This window comes from Maritalea porphyrae, assembly GCF_027213965.1.
GTDB lineage: Bacteria > Pseudomonadota > Alphaproteobacteria > Rhizobiales > Devosiaceae > Maritalea > Maritalea porphyrae_A.
Window position 1 is genome coordinate 236823 of record NZ_JAPWGX010000002.1, and the last position, 24790, is coordinate 261612.

Below are 24790 nucleotides of genomic sequence, written 5' to 3' on the forward strand. Positions count from 1 at the left end.
TTGCGCCAAATTTTCACCAATTGATAGGAGAACTCATGGCCGCCGATCAAGGCATTTTTGTGCCCCTGATACTTGGAATTGTCGAAGGGTTAACAGAGTTTCTACCTGTCTCCTCAACTGCCCACATTTTATTGTTGGGTGATTGGTTGGGATTTGAAAACCCGGGGCAGTCATTTGAAGTGCTTATTCAGTTGGGTGCAATTTTGGCTATCGTTACGATTTATTTCAAAAAACTGCTGGACCTGTTGCTCGATGCTTTGCGTGGCAAAGCATACGCCCTTCGGTTTGCCGCTGGGGTTTTGTTGGCGTCTTTTCCTGCTGCAATTGCTGGGGTTTTGTTGCATGGCTACATAAAAACCGTCCTCTACAATACGCCCCTAATCATCTGCTCGATGTTGATCACGGGTGGGATCATTTTATTGATCGTTGATCGGATGAAGCTGACGCCCAAATACGACGACATTTATGAATATCCATTGCCCTTATGTTTTGGCATTGGCATTTTTCAGATGCTGGCCCTTGTTCCAGGTGTTTCTCGCTCTGGTGCGACCATTGTGGGGTCAATGCTCATGGGCACGGACAAACGCAGCGCGGCTGAATTCACGTTCTTTATCGCATTGCCGATAATGACCGGCGCGTTTGGTTATGATCTTTATAAGAACATTGACGTCATCACGCTGGACGCGGGTCTCAACATCGCCGTGGGATTTGCGGCCGCCTTCATTGTGGGAGCGATTGTTGTGCGCTACCTGCTCGACTTTGTATCCAAATATGGATTTGCGGTATTTGGCTGGTGGCGCATTATTGTTGGTATCGTTGGTTTGTTTGCGCTTGGCCTAATTGGCTAAGCGCAAACCAATGCCGTCTAATTGGTGCTTGGCATATTTTCTTCGTACTGCCCATTTTTGCAGAAACGCCACAAATATGTGGGAAGAATTGCAGCCATGGTGGTGGCTTCAACACCAAAGGCACTCAACGTACGCTTTTGCTTTTTCGCTTCATCAGACACTACATTATCATTTTGCAGCAAAGTGACTTGATCTGCCGTCAGCCAAGGGTTTGGCAATATTTGCAGAACAGAGCCGACAAATTTTGCGAATGGGGTGGGGATAGGCAACAAAAGGTTGTTGCGACCCGTTTCTGCCAACAAACGATCGAGCAATTGCCGCATTGTTTCAACTTGCGGACCGCCGATTTCGTAAATCTTACCGCCTTTTACGCCGCCGTTTGCCGCAACAGCAAACGCCTCAGCCACATCACCAACGTAGATTGGCTGCATTTTGGTTGCGCCACCCACCAATGGAAGAATTGGAGAAAGGCGCGCAATTGCACCGAACAGATTGAAGAAGCCATCATCAAGGCCAAAGATTATTGACGGGCGTATAATAATCGCATTTGGGAATTCTTTAAGCACCGCTTCTTCGCCCAAAGCCTTTGAGCGTGCATAGTCGCTTTCAGATTCTTTGTTGGCTCCAATGGCAGACATGTGCACAAGGGTTTCAACGCCGGCAACCTTTGCAGCTTCTGCAACGTTTTTTGCGCCCAAATGCTGCACCGCATCAAAGCGTTGTTTGCCACCTTCAAATAGAATGCCCGTGAGATTAATCACGATATCGGCTCCACGGACCGCACGAATAACTGATTCAGGGTAACGCACATTGGCTTGGATTGGCACAATTTGGCCGACACCACCCAGCGGTTTAACATCGCCTGCCAAATCAGGCCGACGCACTGCAACGCGAATACGGTGCCCTTGCTTTGCAAGTTCTTGCACCAGTTGGCGCCCCACAAAACCTGAACCACCAAAAATTGTGATCAATTTGCCCGCGTTGTCGCTCATGTTTTTTGAACCTTTTAATCCATTGCGCGATTAAACAATTGAAGCCCTGCTTCTGTTGTGCCCTGTTTAGCTTGATCCTATTGGCTTTGTCGAGACTTAGAGCCGCGAATAATTGCCGCAAACAAGACCATAAAAACAACAAACCGTGGACAATTGACAAATCAGCTAACGCTCAATAGAGATTTTGCTGTGTTGCCCTGGTGGCGGAATTGGTAGACGCGCTAGCTTCAGGTGCTAGTTTTCGCAAGGAAGTGGAAGTTCGAGTCTTCTCCAGGGCACCAAGTCTTTTTGCACCGATCTGCGCCGAATTTCAGCTGTTAGCCACTCATCACTGTAGGCAGCCAAAGCACCAACATGGGGAACGCTACGAGCAGCGACACCCGCACAAGCTCCACAAAGAAAAACGGCAAGACGCCCTTGAAGGTTTCGCGCATGGGAATATCATCCGCAATTGAGGATATTACAAAGACGTTTAGGCCCACAGGCGGGGTGATCAATCCTAATTCCACCACAATTAGCGCCAACAGACCGAACCAGATTTTCAGATCATCGCTGCTCATCCCAAAGCCAGAACCAAACGCGGCTTGATAAGCACCGCCGTTCAGTTCAAGCAGCACGGGCCAAAAGAACGGGATTGCCAGCAAGATCATTGAAAGTGAATCCATCAGGCAGCCCAAAACAATCAGGCTCAGCAGTAGAATTGAGAGTACAACCAGCGGTGGCAATCCCGATGTCGCCATCCATTCAGCTACCGCTTGGGGCACGCCTGCGCGCGACATGAAAATCTTGAGCATTTCAGCACCCAGCAAAATCAAATAGATCATGCCTGTGGTTTTGGCGGTTTCTTCCAATGCTTCGCGCATTTGGCTAGCGCCCAGTTTCTTGCGAAGTGCGCCATAGGCCCACACAAGAACAACACCAACCGCTGCGGCAGGGGTTGGGTTGAACCATCCCAAATACATACCGCCTATGACAAGACCAAAAATCAAGACGACGGGCAGAACGCCTTTTGTCGCGCTCACCCATTCTTTTGCTGAAACGCGGTCAGCCCTTGGGGCAGCATTTGGGAAAATGCGCGAATATATGCTGATCGTTACAATGAACAAAACAACTGCGAGGATGCCGGGCACCAATGCCGCTTTAAACATGGTGACAATGTTGGCTTCAACAATGATCGAATAGATAATCAACACAACCGAAGGGGGAATGAGAATCCCCAGCACCCCACCAGCGGCCAGCGTGCCCGTTGCCAACGCGCCAGAATAGTTTTGCTTGCGCAATTCGGGCAAGGCGACTTTGCCCATGGTCGAAGCGGTAGCCAAAGAGGACCCACAAACGGCGCCAAACCCGGCGCAAGCGGCAACTGCCGCCATAGCGGAGCCACCACGAAAACGACCAAACCAAGCTTTTGCAGCCCGAAAGAGATCATGGCTTAATCCAGCCCGCGTGGCCAATGCGCCCATAAGCACAAACATGGGCAAGACCGAAAGGTCATAAATGGAGAATTGCCCGTACGCCAGTGTTTTAAGTTGGCTCATAAAAATGTCGACGCCACTGAGCAATGTAACGCCAATTCCACCAACCAAAATCATGGCGTAGGCAATGGGCATGCGCAAAATGATTAAGCCGATCAGCGTAGCCATGCCGGCGAAACCAAGTAGAAGCGGGTCAGTCATTAGCGCTAATCGTCCAAAGGTCAGCAAGGTTTTTTCGCAATGTCATTAGTGCTGACAACGCCAAGAGCAGCAAAGAGGCAAGGATGGGTACAAAAGCGAACCAATGGGGAAGTCGCAAAATTGAAGTGGTGTATCCATAGGCGAATTGGTCAAGCATGCCATAGCTCATGCGCCAGAGCAGAATAAGCGCGAAGGCCAGTGCCACAAAGTCGGCTGCAAGGCGCAACACAGCAACCATCTTCGGCGATGCCCGAGCGGTGAAAATATCAGCGGAAACATTTGCCGTTGTCAGCTGGCAATAGGGCAAAAAGGCAAAGGCGGCGATGGCCACACCCATTTCCGTCAGTTCCAGATCACCGGGAATGGGTCGCCAAATGGTGGCCAGAACTGCGGAGCAGAAGTTGACCAACACAACAGCCAGTAGAATTACACCGCCGAACATTGCCCAACCGTGCACCGCTTTTTGCCAAACAGAGGGCGATTGAGGTGTGCTGCTTGTTACATTGTGGGGGGTGGTGAAACTCATTTTGCCTGTTGCCGTATCAAGTGCAAGTGCTGTCTAAAATACCTGTTGCTCTTTCATACCTCAATTCAAATTGAGATGCTACGAGTTTGCGGCAGCACGAAAAAACCCGGACCAAAAGGCCCGGGCAAAGTTCGCGAAACACCCTTTTTAGGGATCTATTGGCCGTAGCCACCGCCAGATGGGGTTTGAATGATCACCCCTTCCCCTGCTTTGCATTCGATCTGGGAACGGCCATCTACGCTTTCCTTTTCACCGTCGACGCCCAGCTTGAAGTTGGCGCCAACTTGACCATCGCCTCCGCCATTCAGCCCCTTAGGCAGCACGATGCGATGCCCACACAGGAAGGAAACATCCATTGGTTTGAGGAAACAGATTTGACGATGCACACCGTCGCCCCCTGTGAACTGACCGCTGCCACCTGTACTGCGACGAATATGGAAGTCTTCAAGCACCACCGGATATCTTGTCTCGAGCACTTCAGGGTCTGTTAAGCGCGTGTTGGTCATGTGCGAATGCACGGCGTGAGCGCCATTGAAATTGGGACCAGCGCCCGTACCGCCGCAAATGGTCTCATAATATTGATATTGCACATTGCCAAAGTTGAAATTGTTCATGGTGCCTTGCGCGCCCGCCATTGCCCCCATTGCAGCAAACAAGCAATCAGTGACGGCTTGGGAGACTTCCACATTGCCCGCAACTACAGCGGCGGGATATTGAGGGGTGAGCATAGAGCGCTCAGGCAGTCTGATTTCAATTGGGCGCATGCAGCCCGCGTTCATAGGTATGTTTTCATCGACCATACATCGGAAGGCATAAAGAATGGCCGCACGTGTTATGGGTTCTGGCGCATTGAAGTTGTCAGATTGTTGATCGCTGGTACCGGTGAAATCTACAACAGCTTTGCCTTGTGTCTCGTCCACTGAAATCGAGACTGCAATTTTGCACCCTTGATCAAACTCGACCTCGGCGGCGCCATCTTTTAGGTTGGATATGGCACTGCGCACACAAGTTTCTGCGTAATCTTGCACGAACCCCATATAGGCGTTGACCACTTCAAGGCCATAGTTTGCCACCATATTGAGCAGTTCGGCGACGCCCTTTTCGTTGGCCGCGATTTGTGCTTTCAGATCTGCAATATTTTGCGCCGGATTGCGGCAAGGGTATTGGCCACCCGTTAAGGCGCTTTGGATGAAGGACTGTTGGAACTCACCTTGTTTAACCAAGATTTGGTTGTCCAGAATAACGCCTTCTTCTTCAATTGAAGTGGCCAATGGGGTCATCGACCCCGGCGCAATGCCGCCAACATCAGCATGATGTCCGCGTGAGGCGACGAAGAACAAGGGCTTGTTATCCCCTTTGGAGAAGACAGGCGTGACCACCGTGATATCCGGTAGGTGCGTGCCACCATTGTAAGGGGCATTGGTGACAAAGACATCGCCCGCCTTCATTTGAGGATGAGCTTGAATAACACTAGCGACAGAGCGATCCATGGACCCCAAATGCACTGGTGTGTGTGGGGCATTGGCAATTAGGGCACCTTGATTGTCAAAAATCGCACAAGAGAAATCCAAGCGTTCTTTGATGTTTGTTGAGCGCGCGGTATTTTGCAAACGCAGCCCCATTTGCTCCGCGATGGACATGAAGAGATTGTTGAATATCTCTAGCATAACGGGGTCTGCCGTTTTGGCGGATATGAGTTCGCTGGCATGGGCTAACGTTCGCGCCATGATAATCAATCCATTGTTGTTGACCGTTGCGTTCCACCCTGGCTCTACAATGATGGTACCAATAGCTTCAACGATAATGGCTGGTCCGGCCAATTGCTGATCTGAGCGCAAAGCTTCGCGTTTATAGACGCCCGCTTGTTGCCACTCACCGTCAGAGAAAAACTTAGTTTGATCGAACACTTCTGGTGCTGTGTCGATTTTGTCCAACATTGGTTCATCATGTTTAGAGCGACCACCTGCGGCTTCCACTTCTATAAACTCGATCACAATTTCAGCTTCTGGTTCAATAAAACCAAATCGCTCCTTGTGCACTGCCTCAAATTCGGTACGCATTTCAATTTCAGAGGTTAAATCAACCTCAATGGTTGAATCTGTGCCGCGATATTTAAGGTGCGCGGTGTTGCGCACCGTGCAGACGCGGTCTTCAATGCCCTGTTCAGCTAATTGTTGCAGCATGTCGCGACGCAATTGTTTGGCGACATATTTTGTTTCATCGAGAGATTTGACATTGAGGGCTTTTCCGACAGCCCTTTGGGTCGCCGCTTTAATGTCGGCCAAGCCCATGCCATAGGCCGAAAGAATGCCCGAAAATGGATGCACAAGCACAGTGCGCATGCCCAACCGATCAGCAACAGCGCATGCATGTTGCCCGCCTGCCCCACCAAAACAGGTCAGTGCATATTTTGAAATGTCATATCCGCGCTGTACAGAAATCTTTTTGACCGCGTTTGCCATGTTCTCAACAGCGATTTTAAGGAAACCTTCGGCGGCCTCTTCAGGACTTTGCAAACCTGCTTGTTTGGCGATTACGCTAAACTTTTCGCGCACCGCGTCTTGGTCCAGCGGTTGGTTTTGTTCCGGGCCAAATATTGGAGGGAAATACTGAGGTTGTACTTTGTTGAGCATTACGTTCGCATCGGTTACCGCCAAGGGCCCACCACGACGATAGCTTGCGGGCCCCGGATTTGCGCCAGCGGAATGGGGACCAACGGTAAAGCGCCGTCCATCAAACTCGAGAATAGAACCGCCGCCGGCCGCAACAGTGTGAATTTTCATCATAGGGGCGCGCATGCGCACGCCCGCGACTTCTGTTTCAAAATCCTTTTCAAATTCGCCGTTGAAATGGGCCACGTCTGTTGACGTGCCGCCCATATCAAAACCGATGATTTTGTCAAAGCCGGCAAGTTTGCTGGTTTCCACTGCACCAACAATGCCGCCAGCGGGACCCGACAGGATTGCATCGCGTCCTTGGAACATGTGCGCTGCCGTTAGCCCGCCGGAGGACATCATAAACATCAATTTTAAATCTGTGTTTTCTGTGTCGAGTTCTGATGCGACCCGATCAACATAGCGGCGCAGGATTGGGGACAGATAGGCATCAACAACTGTTGTGTCGCCACGCCCAACGAACTTGATCAGGGGCGAAACCTTATGACTTGCTGAAACTTGGGTGAAGCCAATTTCTTGTGCAATTAGTGCCGCTTTTCGTTCATGGTCGGGATATTGAAACGCATGCATAAAGACGATGGCCACAGCGCGAATGCCATTGTCGAATGCAGATTGCAGAGCTGCTTTTGTGGCTTCGCTATCGAATTGTTCAACTTCTTTGCCGTCAGCTTGAATTCGACCGGGCACTTCTGCAACTTGCTCATAAAGCAATTCTGGCTTTTTGATTTCGCGGTCAAAAAGCTTCGGGCGCGCTTGATATCCGATTTCAAGCGCGTCTGCGAATCCCTTGTTGGTGAGAAAAAGAACACGATCGCCTTTTCTTTCAAGTAGGGCATTTGTTGCCACAGTTGTGCCCATTTTGACAGTAGCGATCTGTTCTGATGGAATGGGATCACCGCTTTTAAGCCCCAACATATCGCGAATACCTTGTAGCGCTGCATCCGGGTAAGCCTCTGGATTTTCAGACAAAAGTTTGTGTGGGCGCAGTTCACCGTTGGGTGTACGCGCCACGATGTCGGTGAAGGTGCCACCTCTATCAATCCAAAAATCCCAACGACCGCTCACGATATAATCCTCCAACATCAAAATTCACTTTGCTATTGCTTTATTGATAATTTACTGACATTTTGTCAATGTAACATGACCACTTTTTTTATGTTGGCGAAATGCTAAACTCTAAGAAGGTGGATATCAGGAGGAAGAAATGAATAAGATTTTTAAGGTGGCTGCGGCCGCCGCAATTATTGGTGCCAGTGCAACGTCTTTCAGCTTTGCTGAAGACTGGGATATGCCGACACCTTATCCGGATAAGACATTTCACACAGTGAACATTCAGCAATTTGCTGATGAGGTTCGTGAAGCCACTGGTGGCCAGCTGAACATCAAGCTGCATACAGCTGGTTCTTTGATCAAGCATGGTGAAATCAAAAACTCAGTGCGCAACAAGATCGTGCCAGCGGGTGAGTTTTTCTTGTCACTGCTAGCGAACGAAGATCCAGCGTTTGGCATTGATTCATTGCCATTGGTTGCCACAAGCTACCAAGACGCAGCACGTCTTTGGGAAGCGCAAAAACCTGTTGTTGAAGAGCTTTTGGCCAAGCAACGCTTAATGCCATTGTTCTCTGTGCCGTGGCCCCCACAAGGGCTGTACACCAAGAAGGAAATCAAGACAGTTGAAGACCTCAACGGTTTGAAATTCCGTTCATACAACGCGAACCTTGAAAAGTTTGCGACTATGGTTGGCGCAGCGCCAACACAAGTTGAAGCACCAGACATTGCTCAAGCCTTTGCAACTGGCCAAGTTGAAGCCATGATCACTTCACCTTCCACAGGTGCAAACTCTAAAGCTTGGGATTTCATATCACACTATTCCCCAATCAATGCTTGGGTACCAAAGAACATCGTCGTGGTGAATTTGGCAGCATTTAAGGCTCTTGATGCGGACACGCAAGCTGCGGTTCTTAAAGCGGCAGCCGACGCAGAACAACGTGGGTGGAACATGAGCCAGCGCGAAGCGGAAGAAAAGACGCAAGTTCTCGCAGACAATGGCGTTGTCATAGTTGAGCCATCTGATGAGCTTAAATCGGGTCTTGGCAAAGTCGGTGCAGAATTGCTCCAGGATTGGCGCGCAAATTCAACACCTGCAGCAGATGCAATTGTTGACGTTTATTTCAAATAAATAATCCGCAGGCGGGCGACAACTCCCTTTGTCGCCCGCTTGTTTTTTGGGGAGGGGAAAACCGTTGCGTACAGTTTTGGATCGCATCTATTTGGCGGCAGGCAGCTTGTCCGCCATTTGCATATTGACCATATGCGTCATCGTGACCATGCAAGTGGTCTTCAATCTAATCACCAAATTATTGGGCACACAGTTTGCCTATACAATTCCGTCATATGCAGACTTTGCAGGCTTTTTGTTGGCTGCAGCTTCATTCTTGGCACTCAGCTATACGCTCAAGCATGATGGGCACATACGTGTCACTCTGTTCCGCGACATGATTAAGGGGCCGATTGGTCACCTGATTGAAATCACCACACTCCTGATTTGCGCCGCTGGTGCCGTCTTCATGACCTATTCGATGTTTGGCCATTTGATGGAGTCGATTGAATATGGTGACGTTTCGACGGGCATTATTCCCATTCCTTTGTGGATACCGCAGAGCACTTTGTTGCTGGGGTTAGCCCTGTTCACCCTGGCGCTGATCGACAATACCGTGATTGCCATTTTGGGCAAAAAGCCCCCCGCGATTGATGATATTAAAGAGGAACACCTAGATGTCTGAGTTGATGATGATGGTTGTTCTGGTCGGCGCGCTGTTTACGATGCTGGCAATGGGCATGTGGGTAGGGTTTGCGCTCACTCTAACGGGCGCCTTGGGCATGGTGATGTTCACTTCAGCGCCATTGGGGCCAATTCTGGCCACAACCTTTTGGGGGCATAGCCATTCTTGGGCGCTGGCTGCATTACCGCTGTTCATTCTGATGGGCGAAATATTGCTTAGATCGCGATTGTCAGAAGACATGTTCACCGGCCTCACGCCGTGGCTTGGCAAAGTGCCAGGCAAATTGTTGCACGTAAACATTCTTGGCTGTGCGATTTTTGCTGCCGTTTCTGGCTCGTCTGCAGCCACCGCCGCCACCATCGGCAAAATGAGTGTCCCCGAGCTTAAGAAGCGTGGGTACCCGGACAGTTTGATTTTGGGCACTTTGGCGGGATCAGCTACGCTTGGCCTACTTATTCCCCCTTCGATCATTTTGATCGTCTATGGGGTTTCAACCGAGCAATCCATCGCGCGCCTGTTCATCGCTGGTATATTGCCGGGGATATTATTGGTGGGCATGTTTGCCGCCTACATCGCGGCGATTGCTTTGCTTAAGCCTGAGATTTTCCCAAAGGAAGTATTGAACTTCTCTTTCATGGAAAAGCTCAAAGCATCCAAACGCTTGTTGCCCGTTATCGCGTTGATCGCTGGCGTGATTGGCTCAATTTATGCTGGCATTGCGTCGCCAACAGATGCGGCGGCAGTTGGTGTTGTTTTGGCCCTTGTCTTGTCCTGGTCATCTGGTTCACTAAGCTGGGACATGTTCAAACAAAGCGTGATGAATGCCACCATCACCTCATGTATGATTGCCTTCATTTTGGCCGGTGCTGCATTCCTTACTGTTTCAATGGGGTTCACTGGTATTCCGCGCAACTTGGCGGCTTGGATTGACACCTTAAACTTAGGACCATGGGCGTTACTTGGCGCATTGACCGTTTTCTTTGTGATTTTGGGATGCTTCTTGGATGGCATTTCAGTGGTCGTTCTCACCACAGCCATCATTATGCCAATGATCGATGCAGCGGGAATTGACCCATTGTGGTTCGGCATCTATTTGGTGATCGTTGTCGAGATGAGTCAGATCACACCGCCGGTTGGGTTCAACCTGTTTGTGATCCAAGGATTAACGGGCGACAATATCTTTAAGATTGCAAAAGCAGCGCTGCCGTTCTTCTTTTTATTATTGGCGGCGGTTGTGTTGATCACCATTTTCCCGCAAATCGTTACAGCTTTGCCCAACCTGATGCGGGGCTAAACAACTAGAGTGAGGCCGCTGCGCGTGAGGCTTGATCATAAAGGCCAGATAGCGTCCTCATCATCGCGGCCATTTCGCTGAGCTGATCTTTGTCGACTTCGAGATGGTTGAGACTATCGAGCAAGCATTGCTCACGGATCTCACGATATTTGTCACATAGCTCAAAACCCAGCTCAGTTGTTGAGTAGAACATCTCTTTGCCGCGCTTCTCCCCTTGAATAAGCTCCGCTTTTAGAAGTTTTTTGAGCGCATAATTGACCGTGTGGCTATCATCAATGTTGAGCAAAAAGCAAATATCGGTCAGGCGTTTTTGGCGCTCACGATGATTGACATTGTGCAACACCAAAATCTCAAGCGACGACAACTCTGGATATCCGGATGCGATCATGCATTTGGCCATCCAACGGCTAAAGCCGTTGTAAGCGATGATCAAACCATACTCAAATTCGGAAAGCTGCCAGCCTTCTGCTGAAGCCAAATGACGAGATGAAACAATCCGACGCTTTTTCATATACCTGCTTTTTTCGCTCTTGCGGTGAGAATTTATCCCACCTCGCATTCAAATCGCTGGTATTTTATCAACATCAACTGGCAATTCCAAGCCCTTTTGGATCAGTATTTGCTCCACAATTGGGGCAAAAGGCCAGCTATTTGAAGTAGTCGCGCAGGGCCTCGAGCAGATTATTCAGATCATCTGCGCTGTTGTAGGCGGCCACAGACACACGAACAATGGTCGTCCCCTTCCAATCAAAAACGGGAATTTCGATATTTTTTTCATTCAACAAGAATGATTTTAACGCTTTCGGATCTGATTTTGGCATGGGCATCGCCACCATTTGTGGCGCGCAAAACTGGGGTGAACTCAGTGGTTCCATTTGTGTGAATTCGGTGACCCTTTTGGCGAACTCTTGCGCGCGCTGATTGCAAACGGCGCTCACATCATCCCAATGGTGTGTTTCGCGAAATTCAAGCGCAACGGGAACGGCCAACCAAGCCGAAGGGTCTTGGGTGCCTTGGATTTCAAAACCGTCCAAAAATGCGGTTCGATCCTCTTTGCGGTCTTTCACGTTCCAGCCGTGGCTGATCACCAAAGGCTCTAGCTTTTGGTGCCAATCAGGGCGTGCCCACAAAAATCCGGCCCCTTTGGGGGCCAGCAGCCATTTGTGGCAGTTCCCCACGTAAAAATCTGCACCCAGCTCGTCCAAGTCCAAGTCGATCAAACCGGGGGCGTGCGCGCCATCTATCACAGTGATAATCCCGCGCCGGCGTGCTTCGTCAATTACGCGCTTGATTGGAAACAACAGAGCCGTTGGCGAGGTAATGTGGCTGAGAAGCAAGATCTTTGTGCGCTCGTTCATTTGTGAAACCAGGTCTTCATAGAACTGATCCGCAGAGACAAGTGGCATGGTCACTTGAGCTCGCACAATTTTCGCGCCTACCTTTCGAACCAAAAACTCCCACGTATTCTCAACCGCCGCATATTCATGGTCGGTGGTCAAAATCTCATCGCCTTCCGTCAGCGCAATAGAACGTGCGATAGCGTTAAGTCCTGTAGTGGCATTGGTCACGCGCACCAGGTTTTGAGCTGATGTGTTGAACTCTTGAGCCAACATGTTGCGTGGTTTTGAGAGATTATTGATCAGGTCTCTTTCTTGATCAAGGAATGCAACCGGTTGCTGTTCAAGACGCAGCTGCCAATCTTGGTAGTTCTGGAACACCGGCTTTGGGCACGATCCGAAAGAACCGTGATTGAGAAAAGTCAGCCCTTTGCGCAGCAAGAAATAATCAGCAAGATTTGTCGTCATACTATCTACCTTTAAGCGTTGGGTCCAAGGCATCGCGCAGCCCATCGCCAAACATTGTGACAACTAAAACAGTTATGGCCAGAGCAAGAGTTGGGAACAATGCCAAATGCCAATAAAAGAACATGAAGTTAATCCCCAAATTGATCATTTGCCCCCAGCTTGGCGTCGGCGGCGGAATGCCGACCCCTAAAAAGCTAAGCCCAGCTTCAAGCATCATGGCCAAGGGAATGGCCAAAACAAAGCCCACAATAATCGGAGAAATTGAGTTTGGAATAATGTGGCGCAAGATGATGTACCAAGTGGATCCGCCCAATGCTTGAGCGGCACGTATAAACTCTTTGTTGCGGAAGGCCATCACTTGGGCGCGCACCATCAAACATACTTGCACCCAACCAAATAGCGCGGCAATCAACACGATATTGAAATACCCCCCTTTGGTGAGCGCTGCGAGCAGCAGGGCTGCCAGCAGTGGTGGGACAACCGAGAATATCTCAATAATGCGCATGATGAACCAATCTATTGTGCCACCGAAATAGCCAGCGATTGCCCCAAGCGGCAAACCAATTAACACGCTAAAACTAGCAGCAGCTAATCCAATAGAAATCGAAACCCGCGCCCCGTGAATAATGCGTGTGAAATAGTCGCGGCCCAAATCATCAATTCCAAACCAGTGCTCGGCCGAAGGAAAAGCCAGAGCACTGGTAAGGTATTTTTGCTCATTGGGGCCAACGCCGGTTAGGAACGGCGCAAATACCGCAACAAGCAAAATCAACAACAAGAGCACACCTGCAAATACAGCACCTTTGTTGGCTAAAAATCGATGCCAAGCATAATAGGCAGCGCCTCGAGATTTGTGTGATGCCTCAATGGTCAAAACGGGGGCAACGTCGGCCATGTTTATCTCCCTCCCAAACGAATACGTGGATTGAGCATTGCGTAAGCGATATCTGCCAGAAAATAGGCAATGCAGAACATCAGCGTGATGATGAACACCAGGGCCATTTCAAGTGGATAATCGCGCGATTCAATGCTCGAAACGAAATAGGCACCAAGTCCGGGCACACGGAACATGGCCTCAACGAAAATGCTGCCCGTAGCGGTGCCAATGAACATGGGCAGAAATACTGTCACCATGGGGATCGCTGAGTTACGCAAAACATGCTTGAAAATCACATCGCGTTCTGAAAGTCCCTTTGCACGCAGCACGGTGACGAAAGGTTTATTCAAGGTGTCGAGCATTGCCGAACGCGTGTAGCGGGCATAGGTGGCGAGCGGAATTGCCGCATAGGCAACAATCGGCAAGATCCAATTTCTTGGACTTCCCCAGCCGCTGGCGGGCAACCATCCAAGCCACACCGCAAACACCAAAATCAACAACATTGACGTAACGAACACCGGCACCGTTAGCCCCAATGTGGCAACGGCAGATGCTAAATAGTCGATCCAGCTGTTGCGATTAAGAGCGGCGTAAAGCCCTAGCGCAATGCCCAATGGCGCGCCGATCAGCACTCCGGCTCCCCCGAGCACGAGACTTGGCACCCACGCGCGGCTGAGCAATTCGATCACCGTCTCACCCGGACTTTGGAACGGCACACCAAAGTCGAAGTGCAACACGCCCCACATATATTTCAGATATTGCACATAGAGCGGTTGATCCAACCCATATTGGGCCATAATTTTGGCGCGCACCGCTTCAGATACAGGCATTTCGGTCGCATCAAACGGCCCACCGGGAATGGCATGCATCATGATGAAAACAAGGATTGACACAACGATAAAGGTAACGCTGATGGAGAGAAGGCGACGGACGACATAACCGATCATGATGTTGCTCCTTCAAGCGGCGAGGCATCGACAAAATGGTGGTCTTCGACCTGGGCTAAGTTAGGATTATTCGCCAAAACAAATTGGGCTTTTGGCAAGCGTGGTTTGTTGGCGGTAAGTTCGTTTGCTGAAACAAAAGTCCGTCGACGTCGGTTGTGCGGGTTCAGCACAGGAATACTATCGAGCAAAGATTTGGTGTAAGGATGTTGAGCGTTCTGAAAGATCTGTTCGGTTTGCGCCTGCTCGACGACCCGCCCCCGATGCATCACCACAATTTCATCCACCAAAGATCGCACCACAGACAGTTCGTGGCTGATGAATAGGATCGAAAGCCCCATCTCCTCTTGCAAGTCATGTAGTAAATTGATCACTTGGGCTTTCACTGACACGTCGAGCGCTGATGTTGGCTCATCTGCGATCAGCACTTTTGGCTTTAGAGCCAGAGCCCGAGCGATCGACACCCGTTGGCGTTGCCCGCCGGATAATTCGTGGGGGTATCGATTGGCAAATGCAGCGCCTAGCCCCACGATATCCAGCAGTTCTTTGGCTTTGTTTCGCCGCGTATTGGCGTCATGCATTTTGTGAATAACGAACGGTTCGGCAACAATTTCCCAAAGGGTCATCATAGGGTTGAGCGAAGAGTAACTGTCTTGGAAAATGATCTGCATCTGCGCGCGATGCGGCTTCAACTCTTTAGGCGACAGTTTGGAAATGTCTGTGCCGTTGAGCACAATGTCACCGCTTGTCGGCTCTAGCAATCGCATGGCCATCAGGCCAACAGTCGATTTGCCAGATCCACTTTCGCCCACCAAGCCGACGATCTTTCGTTCGGGCACACAAATAGAAACGTTATCAACGGCGCGATGTTCAACCAATTCAGAACGGAAAAAACCTGCGCTTGATTGCTTTTTATAAAAGCTCTTGGAAAGACCTCTAAGTTCCAGCGCCACGTTCATGATGCCACCTTTAAGCAAGCGGTTGCATTTGTTTGGTCCCAGCGGGTTAAGGGCGGCATTTGATCAATGCAGCTCTGGTCTGCGTTCTCACACCTAAAATGAAATGGGCATCCAGCTGGGGGCGACAGCGGATTGGGCGACTGACCGGGGATTTCTTTGAGCTTTCTTTTGCCAGGCAGCTGCCCGGGAATACTTTCAAGCAATGCCTTCGAGTAGGGATGGCGTGGCGTGTCGAACAGGTCAAAAACAGAGGTCTGCTCCATCACCTTACCGCCGTACATGACAACGATATTGTCGACAGTTTCGGCCACGACACCAAGGTCGTGCGTGATCATAATGAGGCCCATGCCGGTTTCTTGCTGAAGATCACCGATTAGCTGCAATATTTGCGCTTGCACGGTTACATCGAGCGCTGTGGTCGGTTCATCTGCGATAAGAACTTTGGGTTCACACACCAGCGCCATGGCGATCATGGCGCGTTGCAACATGCCACCTGAAAGCTGGTGCGGATAACTGTTTATCACGCGCTTTGAATCTGGCATTTCCACGCGGTCAAGCATCTTTTCCACACGGATAAGTGCTTCGCTTGAAGAGACGTCAAAATGGGTTAAAACGGTTTCTGTGAGCTGATCGCCAATTTTGAACAAAGGATCGAATGAGGCCATAGGGTCTTGGAAAACAAGAGAGGCCACTTTGCCGCGCACTTTTGCCAACTCTTGGCGCGGGCAGGCCAACATATTGACGCCATCAAGCATCAGTTTGTTCGCGTTGATGGTTGCGGATTGCTCAGGCAAAAGGCGCAAAAGGGCCATCAAGGATACCGACTTACCAGAACCACTTTCACCGACAATGCCAAGGCTTTGACCTTCTTCAAGTGCAAGCGAAACATCGCGCACCGCTTGTACTTGCCCGTCAGGACTTGAAAAGTTGACGCTTAGGTTTTCAATTTCAATCAATGCCATTGCGTTGGTTTCCCCACAATAAAAGCTGGTCGCGGCGCCTCACCCATCGGGAGGATTTGCCAAACGCCGCGACCTTTGAAGAACTACTTCGTTACATGTGTGTAGAAGTAGGTCACACGTGCATCCAATGGTGAGAAGCCAAGCGCGTTTGGCGAAGTGCCATCACCCTTCACTTCGTTCTTGATCAAGGAGGTTGTGATGGGGTGCATCAATGGGATGATCGACACATTGTTGATCAATTCCATCTCGGCTTCTTCATACAATCCAAGACGCGCATCCCAATCTGGGTTGCTATCCGCTTGGGCCACCAATTCATCGTAAGATGCGAGGTGGTGCGAGTGACGTCCGCCATTGTAGAAAATGCCGTAGAAGTTGCTTGGGTCCAGATAATCAAATTCATAAGGCGCCAAGAACAAGCTGTTTTTCTTGTTCAACAAGCTATCCATCCACTCTTCCATGCTCATCACTTTGATGTCCATTTGAATGCCCAAGTGTTCTTTGAATTCAGCTTGAAGGTATTGCAACATTGGCGAGGTGATCGCACCGTTATAGCCACCCTGTTTGCGATACCAAACTTCAACAGTTGGGAAACCTTCGCCGTTTGGATAACCGGCTTTTGCCAGGTGCTCACGAGCTTTTTCTGGATCAAACGTGGCGTGTTTGGTCAATTCCTCGTTGTATCCGGGGAAACCAGGGGCCAACAAAGATTTGGCTGGAATGGCCAAGTTTTTCAAAACAGTCGACGTCATTTCATCGCGGTCAACCGCATACCAAAGTGCTTTACGAACATCCAAATTATTAAAGGGCTCAGCATCCAAATCAAATGAGAAATAAGACACCGCAAAAATGGCGTTGGTGCGCAGTTGCTCTTTAAATTTTGCTTCCGCAAACGGAATTTGACCCGCGTTCAGGTTTGTCAAATCTGTGTCGCCAGCTAGGTAGGCTGGGAAACCAACTTCTGGCGCACCAACAGATGGATCAATGGTAACTTTGTCGACCATTGCCGGCCATGGACCGTTGTAGTCAGCACGTTTTGAGAAGACCATTTTGTTGGTGGATTTTTCCCAACTGTCCAACTTGAATGCGCCTGAGGAAACAAGCGTATCAACGTTAGCTGCATAGTCGTCGCCATGCTGATCCCAAATGTGTTTTGGCACCGGATACCAAAGTGAAACAACGCTGGGCAAATAGGGTTTTGCTGTTTCGGTTGTAACCGTTAGCGTATGCGCGTCTGGTGCACCCAGGCCGAGTTCTGAAACGTCAGCCGTGCCTTCAGTTACCAGCTTCCAGTTTTTAATTCCACCGGCAAAATCCCAATACCAAGCAAAATCATAGCCAGATGTTGCGGCACGTTGTAGCGAAAACAAATAGTCAGCTGAGGTGAGCGGTTGCCCGTCAGACCATGTGAGATTGTCCCGTAGATTAATGGTCCAAGTAAGCCCATCATCAGACTGCGACCAGCTTTCAGCAGCCAAACCAACAAGATCATATTCTTTGTCAAAAGCTGTAAGCGGCAACTGCAGCAATTCGGGCTTGCCTGCACGGGCATAGACCGTTTTCATATAGTCCATATAGGTGCCCGATGTTGAATCGTGGAACCCGGTAATGCTGGTTTCTGCAACCGCACTTCCTTGCCCCATCATCAACCCGGCGGCCAAGAGCCCGGCGAGTTTAAACATGTGTTTCATTTTCTTCTCCCTTTTTTCGCAGACATGGCTTTATCGTTCCCAGAAATTGAGTTTTCTGAGTTGGTCTGCGGCTAGATTGGTTGACGCGCTAGATTGTTATTGTCCGAACCACTTTGCGCAAAAAAGGGTCGGTTGAATTATGTCTCTGAGACTGATCGAACCTCCTGCTCCACCAAATCCAGAATTGTTGTGATGGCGGCAATTGCAGCTGCGGGATCGCGGTTTGCAATCGCCTCGCACAGGTTCTCGTGCAAAGGCACAGAACGGAAGCCAAAGACAGGATCTTCAAACGGCGAATTGGAAACCTTTGAAGCGTGGAACGCGTCATCCACATCCCGGATCACCCGTCCAAACATGGTGTTGCCACTTGCTTCATAGATCACAGCGTGAAACTCATGATCTGCTTCGCGCCAGCGCATGCCCTCATTCACCAGTCGTTCCATTTTTTTATAGGCAGCACGCATTTTTTCAATTTGATTGTCCGAAATGTTTTGTGCGGCACGACGCGCCACTTCGTTTTCTAAGGTGCGACGTACATCCAATATTCTGAGCAAGCCTTCGGCTTCAAGTTTCGTTGTGGTCGACCCAAGGCCTTTTGAGGATTTAATGTTGGCGGTAATATAGGTACCCGAGCCACGGCGACGACGCACCAGGCCCAATCCTTCCCACCGGTTCAAGGCTTCTCGAATGGTTGAGCGCCCAACGCCAAGTTGGTCGGCGAGTAGTGTTTCAGAGGGAAGCGTATCGCCAACCTGCAGGTCAGCGGCTTCGATCATTTTCACAAGCGCATCCAAAACTTCTGCGGTTCTGCTTTTGCGTTCGATCTTGGGCAAAAGCATTGCTGCGGACTTGGAACTTTCCTGTTTCTTTGATTTCGACTTCACGTCAGCCAACGGTTCACTCCTCGTATTTATATGATGTAATATGTCTGACAACTTTAAGAGTCAACATTGTTTGTCGATAAAATGCCTGTCAGACGTCAACTTTTCAATAAAAGTCAGACAACTTACTGATTTTTGCGCAGGACTTCCGCAAAGTGATTTGTTGGAAGGCGGCTGGTGGTAGACTGCGAGCGATCATTTGTCCGCAATTAGAAAAGGCGCACCACATTTGGCACGCCTTTATTCTTGGATTGCTCTGTAGAATGCAGTTTACAGCGGCGCGGTCGCCGCCTTCAGAGCGGGCAAGAGCTCGTTTGGTGTCATGGGAGCAAGTTTTTCATGCACCAACTCATGATACGCATTGAGCCAAGAGATTTCGTCTCCGTTTAGCTTTTCGCGCAACACGGGCCCCAAGCCAATTGGGATCATGGAAAGTGTTTCAAACTGCAAATAGCCATCACTTGATTTTGTGACTTCGAACAGGTTTTCAATGCGAATGCCATATTCGCCCGCCACATAGAACCCGGGCTCGATTGAGAGCACCATGCCAGAAACCAACTCAATTTCATTGATGGCACGCCCGATCCGTTGGGGCTGTTCGTGAACAGATAGGTTGTGCCCTACCCCATGGCCCGTGCCATGATCATAGTCTTTGCCCAATGACCAAAGCGGCGCGCGTGCAATTGCATCTAAATGGTGACCATATGTTTTTGCTGGAAATCTAACCTTGGCCAAGGCAATGAACCCTTTGAGCACCGCCGTGTAGTTCTCACAAAACTCTCGTTCTGGTTGCTCAAAAACATAGGTACGGGTTGCGTCGGTTGTGCCGTTTATGAACTGGCCGCCTGAATCGTGCAGGTAAACGTCTGTTGGTGTGATTGGGCGATTAGATTCTTGGTTCACCTTATAGTGGCACATGGCCCCATTTGGTCCTGAGCCCGAAATCACATCGAAACTGAGCTGTTCATACCCCGCGGCTTCGCCACGAAATTCTTCAATTTTTTGCGCCACTTCGAGTTCGGTTATCGGATTTTCGGTTTTTGCCCGAATGGCAATATTTTGATTGAGCCAATGCTCTAGCTTGACCCAAGCAACACCGTCTCGAATGTGGCAGTCGCGCATACCAGCTAGCTCAACAGTATTTTTTTGTGCTTTTGCTAGCGTGGCTGGACTAGGTTGCAATGTGATTTTCTCATCGTCGCCTACCGCAAATTTCACCGCGACTGGCAACATTGCAGGGTCACAAGAAATATTCTGCCCTGCGGCTGCGGCTTGTTCGACGGCTGCAAGAAAGCTCTGTGGTGCGCGAATATTGACCCCGTCAAGTTCGAAGTCAGACCGATCTTGAGGCACCTTTTGTTGATCAACAAACCAATTCACTTCACCCGATTTATCCAAGGTTAGTAGCGAATTCACAAAGGGATTATAGGCAATGTCGTCGCCGCGAATGTTGAGCAACCAAGCGATATTGTCCGGCTGATTTTCAACCAAAAGATCTGCGCCAGATTCTTGAAGTAACTTGGCAATGCGTTGACGTTTGGCGTTTGAATGCTCGCCGCAAAAAGCCTCTCCGAAGGGCCGCGCGGGCACATCGGAAGAGGCTGGCTGGTCGTCCCACAATTGGTCAATGATGTTGTTTTCAGTGGCGACCAAAAAATTGTGCGATGCTTTCAAACTGGCTTTGAAGTCAGCGTGCCATGTAAATGGAATATGCATGGGATCAAATGCAAAGGTCTTGTTGCGATCAGGGCATTTGGCAAACCAGTCTTTGAGCGGTTCATCATGCAGATGGCGGTATTGAAACAGTTCATCCGGGCATTGTTCGCGCACTTGTACTGTGTAGCGTCCGTCCACAAACATAATTGCCTGATCCAAAGTGACAAGTGCAACTCCAGCGGACCCCGAAAACCCGGTTGCCCATTGCAACCGTTTATCGCAAGGGGCGATATATTCAGCCATATGCGCGTCAAATCGCGGGATGATAAATCCATCAAGTCCTTGAGATTTGAGTGCACCACGAATGGCATCAAGCCGCTCTTTTTGGAGCGAAAACTGTTTTAACATATTTGATCCTAGTTATGTGTTGGATCGACAAGGTGGCAGGCCACTTGTCCAGATTCGGGGTGCCCACGTAGCATTGGTTTGGTTTGGCGGCAAATAGGTTCTGCCATGGGGCAGCGGCTGTGGAACGCGCAGCCCGATGGGATGTTGAGCGGGCTGGGTAATTCGCCACTCAGCACAATTTGATTACCCTTTTCGTCCGGGTCAAGTGAGGGAGCGGCGCTCAACAGCGCCTGAGAATAAGGATGCTTTGGCTTGGCAAACAAACCGCTGGCAGATCCGATTTCCACCACAGACCCAAGATAAATCACCGCCACACGATGTGAAACATGGCGCACCAAGCGCAAATCATGCGCAACGAACAGAACCGTTAGACCAAGGTCGTCCTGCAAGCTCAAGAGCAGATTGACCACTTGCGCCTGCACAGATACGTCGAGCGCAGACACCAATTCATCTGCGATAAGGACTTCAGGCTCAACGCTCAAGGCGCGGGCGATGGCTATCCGTTGGCGTTGCCCGCCTGAAAACTCATGCGGTAGCTTATCAGCTGCGTCACGCGGCAAACGCACCAAATCAAGCAGTTCATTGATACGTTCTTCGATCCCTTCAGGCGGGCGCATGTTGTGGACACTAAGGGCTTCGCGCAACATATCTCCCACGCGCAATCGCGGGTTAAGCGAAGAATAGGGATCTTGGAAGATCATTTGCACGCGGCGATTGTACTCTCGAAGCGCGGCCCCCTTATTGCTTGACGTGGAGACACCATGGAACTGGATATCGCCAGATTGGGGCTTATAAAGCCCTGCAATGGCCCGGGCCAACGTTGATTTGCCGCAGCCACTCTCCCCCACAATGCCGAGCGTTTCGCCCTTTTTGAGGTCCAAAGAAACGCCGTTGAGCGCTTTGACAGCCTGGGGTGGTTTGCCGGCAAGCAGATCAATCAAAGAGCGATTTTTCTTGAAGTGCAAAACCAGATTGTCTGTGGCAAGAACGGAAGTAGACATTTAGGCCGCTCCTATAGGCGTTTGGCCCTGATTGACCGGGTTAAAACAGGCAACTTGATGTGCATCGCCGACCAATGGGGGTTTTGCGCGTGAGCACTCATCAACCGCGTGGGCACATCGAGGGGCAAATGCGCACCCTAAAGGCAAGTTCAAAAGACTTGGCGGCGTGCCGGGTAATGAATAGAGTTGCGTGCGTGGCTCAATGTTTTCGGGAACTGATTTAAGCAAGCCCATGGTGTAACGATGCTGCGGTGCGCGCAACACCTCGCGGGTATTGCCAGTTTCAACCAATTTACCACCATACATTACCGCCAGCCGGTCACACGTCTGTGCCGCGACACCCAAATCATGGGTCACCAAAATCACCGCCATGCCGAGGTCTTTTGAAAGGTCTAGGATCAACTTCAGAATTTGTTTTTGGATTGTGACGTCAAGAGCGGTGGTTGGTTCATCAGCCAGCAAAAGTTTAGGATTGGACGCCAACGCGATGGCGATCATTACCCGTTGGCGCATACCGCCTGAGAATTGGTGTGGATAATCGTTAAGCCGATTTACAGCGTCTGGAATACCAACCATTTCAAGCAGTTCGATGGCGCGGTTTTTGCGTCCTCGTTTATCCAAATCTGTATGCTCTGTCAGGTTCTCACCGATTTGCAGACCAACGGTAAGCAACGGATTGAGCGACGACATTGGCTCTTGAAAAATCATCGCAATGTCTTTGCCACGTATTTTTCGTAAGTCGCGCTCTGGCATTGTAACAAGATTGTTCCCTTGCCAGTTCACCTCTCCTGAAACCTGGCCGTAACGGCGTGACAACCCAATGATTGAACGCAAGGTGATGGATTTTCCTGATCCGCTCTCGCCAACAATACCCAAGACTTCACCCTCGTTGACGTGAAAACTCACATCATCGACAGCTCTTAGCTGTTTGGTGCCGGCTGAAAAGCTGGTTGAGAGATTGCTCACCTCCAAAAGGCGGGGGCAGGTGCCAAAATCTGTCTTTGTTTCGGTCATTCCTACCCCCTTGGCCGCATGAGGTCTGCAAGCCCATCGCCGACCAATGAAAACCCTAGCCCGGTCAGAACGATAGCGATGCCTGGCATCAAGCTGAGCCACCATGCGGTTGTTATGAAATTACGCCCTTCGGCGATGAGTACACCCCATTCGGCTTGAGGTGGCTGCGCGCCCAACCCCAAATAGCCAAGCGAAGAGCCCAATAGAATGGCCAACGCCATGTCGGTCATCCAATAAACGATTACTGGGGTGATGGCATTTGGCAGCAGGTGGCGGAAAATGATCCGCCGATCAGAATAGCCCATAACCTTGCCAGCGGCTGCGTAATCATTGGCCATTTGCCCCATGATTTCAGCCCGCATGAGACGGGCATAATAAACCCACCCCACTAGCGTTATGGCGATATACATATTGGTGAGGCCAGGGCCAAGCACTGCGACCACCGCGATTACCAGCACCAAAAACGGAAAGGTAATGATTGCATCTACACAACGGCCAAATATTGCGTCGGCAATGCCACCGTAGTAACCAACCAACGCGCCCACTGTCACGCCTATTACCAGCGCAAAAATCGTAGCAACGAATGCCATTTGCATATTGACAGAATAGGCCCAAATGACGCGCGAAAGGGTATCGCGCCCCAAATTGTCGGTGCCAAACCAATGTTCAAATGAGGGGGGCTGTTTAAGCGCTGAATAATTGAACGCATTGGGTTCGAACGGCGCGAATGCGGCGGGGAAAATCGCCAATGCTAGCGAACCCAAAAGGATGGCAAGTCCAACCAAGAAGCCGGGGCGCAGCAAAACAAGCATTTGAGTTTTGTGCGGCAAAAGTCGTTTAAGCATCATGACACCCGCAATCTTGGGTCAAGCATGGCTTGAATCATATCGGTGAGCAAAAAAATGATAGAAACAAGCACCGCAAAGGTGAGCGTAAGGCCTTGGATCAACGGGTAGTCGCGCGCGAAAATGGCATCGAGCATCAGGCGTCCAACGCCGGGTACGGCAAACACCGTTTCAGTAACCAGAGTGCCACTCATCAAGTTGCCAATAGAAAGCCCCAAAAGAGTAACGGTAGATATCAACGCATTGCGCAACACATGGCGGCCCAAAATAATGTGCTCGGGCAACCCTTTGGCGCGCGCGAACTGCACATATTCTGCATCCACCACTTCAATGACTGAGGAGCGTAAGTTGCGCATGATTATTGCGGAGGTATAGAGCGCAACGGTTAGAGCAGGCAGCAGCAAATGGTGCATATGCTCCCAGAATGTTGCGCCATATCCACCCACAGGGAACCAACGCATCTTCGCAGCTAAAAAGGTGAGCAAGATTAGGCCGATATAAAAAACGGGGGTCGAAAGCCCAATTTGAAAGGCGGATCGAATGGTAATGTCGATCCAGCCATTTCGGTTTAGTGCGGCAACAAATGCCAATGGCCCCGCGATCAGCAAAGAAAACAAAACAGAATATAGGGCCAAAAAGCCCGATGCAGGCAACCGTTCAAAAATCACTTCGGTTACCGGAGCTTTGAGCAAAATCGAGTCACCCAAATTGCCCGTTAGGGTGTTTTTGACGAATAGTCCAAATTGCACCCAGATCGGCTCATTCAAACCAAGCCGTTGGCGGATTTGTTCAAGCTGCTCCGCAGTGGCCTTTGCATCCGCCATGGCGATCGCTGGATCACCCGGCAGGGCACGCACAAGCATGAAAATGATGACCATCACGATCAAGAAAGTCGGGATAATCTGCAATAGTCGAGAGATGAAATAGGAAATTGATGACATGGCGGTCCCAGTTCA

General features: G+C 50.1%; 21 protein-coding genes and 1 tRNA gene. 5 read left to right on the forward strand and 17 right to left on the reverse strand.

The window, feature by feature from the left end; translation table 11 throughout:
* The first annotated feature begins 35 nt into the window (after nucleotides 1-35).
* A complete protein-coding gene (locus O4H47_RS06025) occupies nucleotides 36-848 on the forward strand; it encodes an undecaprenyl-diphosphate phosphatase (RefSeq protein WP_269393057.1) in 813 nt (270 codons plus the stop codon).
* 17 nt (nucleotides 849-865) lie between these two features.
* On the opposite strand, the gene O4H47_RS06030 is transcribed toward O4H47_RS06025, so the two are convergent.
* Nucleotides 866-1840 carry a complex I NDUFA9 subunit family protein gene (locus tag O4H47_RS06030; RefSeq protein WP_269393058.1) on the reverse strand — a complete coding sequence of 325 codons (975 nt, stop codon included), beginning with the start codon at nucleotides 1838-1840 and terminating at the stop codon, nucleotides 866-868.
* A gap of 194 nt (nucleotides 1841-2034) precedes the next feature.
* Between O4H47_RS06030 and O4H47_RS06035 the strand changes: the two genes are divergently transcribed.
* Nucleotides 2035-2121: transfer RNA gene (locus O4H47_RS06035), tRNA-Leu, on the forward strand.
* 36 nt (nucleotides 2122-2157) lie between these two features.
* On the opposite strand, the gene O4H47_RS06040 is transcribed toward O4H47_RS06035, so the two are convergent.
* From O4H47_RS06040 to O4H47_RS06050, 3 genes are all read right to left on the reverse strand, one after another.
* Complete coding sequence (locus O4H47_RS06040; RefSeq protein ID WP_269393059.1) at nucleotides 2158-3516, reverse strand: TRAP transporter large permease; 1359 nt, start codon at nucleotides 3514-3516, stop codon at nucleotides 2158-2160.
* Nucleotides 3509-4042, reverse strand: a complete 534-nt coding sequence (locus tag O4H47_RS06045; protein WP_269393060.1) for a TRAP transporter small permease — start codon at nucleotides 4040-4042, stop codon at nucleotides 3509-3511. Before O4H47_RS06045 ends, O4H47_RS06040 begins: the two co-directional genes overlap by 8 nt.
* Before the next feature lie 155 nt (nucleotides 4043-4197).
* On the reverse strand, nucleotides 4198-7782 hold the full coding sequence (locus O4H47_RS06050) for a hydantoinase B/oxoprolinase family protein (protein WP_269393061.1): 3585 nt from the start codon (nucleotides 7780-7782) through the stop codon (nucleotides 4198-4200).
* Nucleotides 7783-7921: 139 nt separating this feature from the next.
* On the opposite strand from O4H47_RS06050, the gene O4H47_RS06055 reads away from it, so the two are divergent.
* From O4H47_RS06055 to O4H47_RS06065, 3 genes are all read left to right on the forward strand, one after another.
* Entirely contained in the window at nucleotides 7922-8896 is a 975-nt protein-coding gene (locus tag O4H47_RS06055; protein ID WP_269393062.1) for a TRAP transporter substrate-binding protein, read from the forward strand.
* Nucleotides 8897-8960: 64 nt separating this feature from the next.
* On the forward strand, nucleotides 8961-9500 hold the full coding sequence (locus O4H47_RS06060) for a TRAP transporter small permease (protein WP_269393063.1): 540 nt from the start codon (nucleotides 8961-8963) through the stop codon (nucleotides 9498-9500).
* Nucleotides 9493-10794 carry a TRAP transporter large permease gene (locus tag O4H47_RS06065; RefSeq protein ID WP_269393064.1) on the forward strand — a complete coding sequence of 434 codons (1302 nt, stop codon included), beginning with the start codon at nucleotides 9493-9495 and terminating at the stop codon, nucleotides 10792-10794. Before O4H47_RS06060 ends, O4H47_RS06065 begins: the two co-directional genes overlap by 8 nt.
* Before the next feature lie 4 nt (nucleotides 10795-10798).
* Here O4H47_RS06065 and O4H47_RS06070 read toward each other — a convergent pair whose 3' ends face one another.
* The 13 genes from O4H47_RS06070 to O4H47_RS06130 form a co-directional block, all read right to left on the reverse strand.
* Nucleotides 10799-11305 (reverse strand): winged helix DNA-binding protein, encoded by a 507-nt coding sequence (locus O4H47_RS06070; protein ID WP_269393065.1) that lies wholly within the window; start codon nucleotides 11303-11305, stop codon nucleotides 10799-10801.
* Between the two features lie 136 nt (nucleotides 11306-11441).
* Entirely contained in the window at nucleotides 11442-12599 is a 1158-nt protein-coding gene (locus O4H47_RS06075) for an aminotransferase class V-fold PLP-dependent enzyme (RefSeq protein ID WP_269393066.1), read from the reverse strand.
* A 1-nt stretch (nucleotide 12600) separates the two neighbouring features.
* The gene (locus O4H47_RS06080) at nucleotides 12601-13494 is read right to left on the reverse strand and encodes an ABC transporter permease (RefSeq protein WP_269393067.1); all 894 of its coding nucleotides are present in this window, start codon (nucleotides 13492-13494) and stop codon (nucleotides 12601-12603) included.
* Nucleotides 13495-13496: 2 nt separating this feature from the next.
* On the reverse strand, nucleotides 13497-14423 hold the full coding sequence (locus tag O4H47_RS06085) for an ABC transporter permease (protein WP_269393068.1): 927 nt from the start codon (nucleotides 14421-14423) through the stop codon (nucleotides 13497-13499).
* A complete protein-coding gene (locus O4H47_RS06090; protein WP_269393069.1) occupies nucleotides 14420-15379 on the reverse strand; it encodes an ATP-binding cassette domain-containing protein in 960 nt (319 codons plus the stop codon). Before O4H47_RS06090 ends, O4H47_RS06085 begins: the two co-directional genes overlap by 4 nt.
* A complete protein-coding gene (locus O4H47_RS06095) occupies nucleotides 15376-16341 on the reverse strand; it encodes an ABC transporter ATP-binding protein (RefSeq protein ID WP_269393070.1) in 966 nt (321 codons plus the stop codon). Before O4H47_RS06095 ends, O4H47_RS06090 begins: the two co-directional genes overlap by 4 nt.
* A gap of 83 nt (nucleotides 16342-16424) precedes the next feature.
* Complete coding sequence (locus tag O4H47_RS06100; RefSeq protein ID WP_269393071.1) at nucleotides 16425-18029, reverse strand: peptide ABC transporter substrate-binding protein; 1605 nt, start codon at nucleotides 18027-18029, stop codon at nucleotides 16425-16427.
* Between the two features lie 137 nt (nucleotides 18030-18166).
* Nucleotides 18167-18913, reverse strand: coding sequence for a FadR/GntR family transcriptional regulator (locus O4H47_RS06105; RefSeq protein WP_269393605.1), 747 nt, complete (start codon nucleotides 18911-18913; stop codon nucleotides 18167-18169).
* A gap of 267 nt (nucleotides 18914-19180) precedes the next feature.
* Entirely contained in the window at nucleotides 19181-20974 is a 1794-nt protein-coding gene (locus tag O4H47_RS06110) for an aminopeptidase P family protein (protein WP_269393072.1), read from the reverse strand.
* An 8-nt stretch (nucleotides 20975-20982) separates the two neighbouring features.
* The gene (locus O4H47_RS06115) at nucleotides 20983-21975 is read right to left on the reverse strand and encodes an ABC transporter ATP-binding protein (protein WP_269393073.1); all 993 of its coding nucleotides are present in this window, start codon (nucleotides 21973-21975) and stop codon (nucleotides 20983-20985) included.
* A complete protein-coding gene (locus O4H47_RS06120; RefSeq protein WP_269393074.1) occupies nucleotides 21976-22989 on the reverse strand; it encodes an ABC transporter ATP-binding protein in 1014 nt (337 codons plus the stop codon).
* A gap of 2 nt (nucleotides 22990-22991) precedes the next feature.
* The gene (locus O4H47_RS06125) at nucleotides 22992-23834 is read right to left on the reverse strand and encodes an ABC transporter permease (RefSeq protein ID WP_269393075.1); all 843 of its coding nucleotides are present in this window, start codon (nucleotides 23832-23834) and stop codon (nucleotides 22992-22994) included.
* Nucleotides 23834-24775, reverse strand: coding sequence for an ABC transporter permease (locus O4H47_RS06130; RefSeq protein WP_269393076.1), 942 nt, complete (start codon nucleotides 24773-24775; stop codon nucleotides 23834-23836). Before O4H47_RS06130 ends, O4H47_RS06125 begins: the two co-directional genes overlap by 1 nt.
* Between the last annotated feature and the right edge of the window lie 15 nt (nucleotides 24776-24790).

Bases quoted from the DNA above. Each gene is read 5' to 3' on its own strand.
- O4H47_RS06025 (WP_269393057.1), top strand. From the start codon at position 36: ATGGCCGCCGATCAAGGCATTTTTGTGCCCCTGATACTTGGAATTGTC.
- O4H47_RS06030 (WP_269393058.1), bottom strand. From the start codon at position 1,840: ATGAGCGACAACGCGGGCAAATTGATCACAATTTTTGGTGGTTCAGGT.
- O4H47_RS06040 (WP_269393059.1), bottom strand. From the start codon at position 3,516: ATGACTGACCCGCTTCTACTTGGTTTCGCCGGCATGGCTACGCTGATC.
- O4H47_RS06045 (WP_269393060.1), bottom strand. From the start codon at position 4,042: ATGAGTTTCACCACCCCCCACAATGTAACAAGCAGCACACCTCAATCG.
- O4H47_RS06055 (WP_269393062.1), top strand. From the start codon at position 7,922: ATGAATAAGATTTTTAAGGTGGCTGCGGCCGCCGCAATTATTGGTGCC.
- O4H47_RS06065 (WP_269393064.1), top strand. From the start codon at position 9,493: ATGTCTGAGTTGATGATGATGGTTGTTCTGGTCGGCGCGCTGTTTACG.
- O4H47_RS06070 (WP_269393065.1), bottom strand. From the start codon at position 11,305: ATGAAAAAGCGTCGGATTGTTTCATCTCGTCATTTGGCTTCAGCAGAA.
- O4H47_RS06075 (WP_269393066.1), bottom strand. From the start codon at position 12,599: ATGACGACAAATCTTGCTGATTATTTCTTGCTGCGCAAAGGGCTGACT.
- O4H47_RS06080 (WP_269393067.1), bottom strand. From the start codon at position 13,494: ATGGCCGACGTTGCCCCCGTTTTGACCATTGAGGCATCACACAAATCT.
- O4H47_RS06085 (WP_269393068.1), bottom strand. From the start codon at position 14,423: ATGATCGGTTATGTCGTCCGTCGCCTTCTCTCCATCAGCGTTACCTTT.
- O4H47_RS06090 (WP_269393069.1), bottom strand. From the start codon at position 15,379: ATGAACGTGGCGCTGGAACTTAGAGGTCTTTCCAAGAGCTTTTATAAA.
- O4H47_RS06095 (WP_269393070.1), bottom strand. From the start codon at position 16,341: ATGGCATTGATTGAAATTGAAAACCTAAGCGTCAACTTTTCAAGTCCT.
- O4H47_RS06100 (WP_269393071.1), bottom strand. From the start codon at position 18,029: ATGAAACACATGTTTAAACTCGCCGGGCTCTTGGCCGCCGGGTTGATG.
- O4H47_RS06110 (WP_269393072.1), bottom strand. From the start codon at position 20,974: ATGTTAAAACAGTTTTCGCTCCAAAAAGAGCGGCTTGATGCCATTCGT.
- O4H47_RS06115 (WP_269393073.1), bottom strand. From the start codon at position 21,975: ATGTCTACTTCCGTTCTTGCCACAGACAATCTGGTTTTGCACTTCAAG.
- O4H47_RS06120 (WP_269393074.1), bottom strand. From the start codon at position 22,989: ATGACCGAAACAAAGACAGATTTTGGCACCTGCCCCCGCCTTTTGGAG.
- O4H47_RS06125 (WP_269393075.1), bottom strand. From the start codon at position 23,834: ATGCTTAAACGACTTTTGCCGCACAAAACTCAAATGCTTGTTTTGCTG.
- O4H47_RS06130 (WP_269393076.1), bottom strand. From the start codon at position 24,775: ATGTCATCAATTTCCTATTTCATCTCTCGACTATTGCAGATTATCCCG.